This window comes from Pseudolysinimonas sp. (assembly GCF_031389465.1).
GTDB lineage: Bacteria > Actinomycetota > Actinomycetes > Actinomycetales > Microbacteriaceae > Pseudolysinimonas_A.
Genome location: NZ_JANMSQ010000287.1, coordinates 1 through 1,624, shown reverse-complemented (window position 1 = coordinate 1,624; position 1,624 = coordinate 1). Strand labels below are relative to the sequence as shown.

Annotated in this window: 2 protein-coding genes and 1 riboswitch; both genes read right to left on the bottom strand. The window is 73.6% G+C overall.

From position 1 onward, the window contains the following. Nucleotides 1–1,004 (bottom strand): bifunctional phosphoribosylaminoimidazolecarboxamide formyltransferase/IMP cyclohydrolase (gene purH / locus RMO30_RS11265; RefSeq protein ID WP_309713421.1); only part of this gene is annotated, 1,004 nt, incomplete at its 3' end. Nucleotides 1,005–1,033: 29 nt separating this feature from the next. Continuing rightward, nucleotides 1,034–1,123: riboswitch (ZMP/ZTP riboswitch) on the bottom strand. Nucleotides 1,124–1,127: 4 nt separating this feature from the next. Then, nucleotides 1,128–1,624: phosphoribosylglycinamide formyltransferase (gene purN, locus RMO30_RS11260; RefSeq protein WP_309713418.1), on the bottom strand; the 497-nt coding region annotated here is incomplete at its 5' end.

The window sequence follows — 1,624 nt, the reverse complement described above, 5'->3', positions numbered from 1 at the left end:
CCGCCGAACGCCGACACCGGGTCGCAGGCGTGCGCCTTGGCGTGCGCCTGGCCGACGTCCTCTCCGACGGCGATGCCGCAGGGGTTCTGGTGCTTGATGATCGCGACAGCCGGGGACTGGTGGTCGTGCGCGGCGCGCCACGCGGCGTCCGCGTCGACGTAGTTGTTGAAGCTCATCTCCTTGCCGTGCAGCTGCTCGGCAGAGGCGAGGCCACCCGGCTGGTACCCGTTGCGGTACAGGGCGGCGCGCTGGTGCGGGTTCTCGCCGTAGCGCAGCACCGACGCCCGCTCCCACGTCGCGCCGATCCAGGCCGGGAACCCCGTCGCACGGCCGTCCACCTCGTCGGTCGGCGCGAGGACGTTGCCGATCCAGCTCGCCACGTGCACGTCGTACGTCGCCGTGTGCACGAAGGCCGCTGCCGCGAGCGAGCGGCGCTCAGCCAGCGTGAACCCGCCCAGCCGGGCCGCCGCCACGACGTCGTCGTACCGGCGGGGGTCGACCACGACGGCGACGCTCTGGTGGTTCTTCGCTGCGGCCCTGACCATGGACGGGCCGCCGATGTCGATCTGCTCGACGACCTCGTCCGGCGCGGCGCCCGAGGCGACGGTCGCCGCGAACGGGTAGAGGTTGCACACGACGAGCTCGAACGCCTCGACGCCCAGCTCGTCGAGCTGGGCGAGGTGGTCGGGACGGCGCGTGTCGGCGAGGATGCCGGCGTGCACGCGCGGGTGCAGGGTCTTGACCCGTCCGTCCAGGCACTCGGGGAACCCGGTGAGCTCCTCGACCGTGGTGACCGGGACCCCGGCAGCGGCGATGGTCGCCGCGGTCGAGCCGGTGGACACCAGGCTCACCCCCGCGGCGTGCAGGCCGGTCGCGAACTCGGTCAGGCCCGTCTTGTCGTACACGCTGAGCAGCGCGCGCCGCACGGGGCGACGGGTGGCGTCGGCTGTCGGGTCGGCGACGGCCGGCGACGCAGGGGCGTGGGGATCGGTCTGGTGCGACATGGCGTCTCCTGGGTCGGCTCTGTGCGTGACCCAGGCACCCAGGCGACCGGTGCACTGCAGGGGACCTCGGCCGCTCCCCGGTGGTTCGGTCCACCTCTTCGCCAGTCACGACCGTCGTCGAGTCTAGCCGCCCCCGACGCCGCGACTCCCGAGGCGCACGGCTCGGCCGTCCACGACCAGGCCCTCCCGGGCGATCCGTCCGACCACCTCGACCAGCATCGCCCGCTCGACGACCTTGATCCGCTCGTGCAGGCTCTCCTCGTCGTCGTCCGGCTCTACGAGCACCGCGCGCTGGGCGATGATCGGGCCCGTGTCGACGCCCGCGTCGACGAGGTGCACCGTGCACCCGGTGACCTTCACCCCGTGGGCCAGGGCGTCCCGCACACCGTGCGCCCCGGGGAACGCCGGCAGCAGGGCGGGATGGGTGTTGAGCACCCGGTCGGCGAACCGGTCGAGGAACGGGGCCCCGAGGATCCGCATGAACCCGGCGCTCACGACGACCGCCGGGTCGAAGACCCGGACGGCGTGCGCGAGTCCCGCGTCCCACGCCGCGCGGTCAGGGAAGTCACCAGGACTCACCACCGCCGTCGCGACCCCGGCCGCCCTGGCGACGTCAAGCC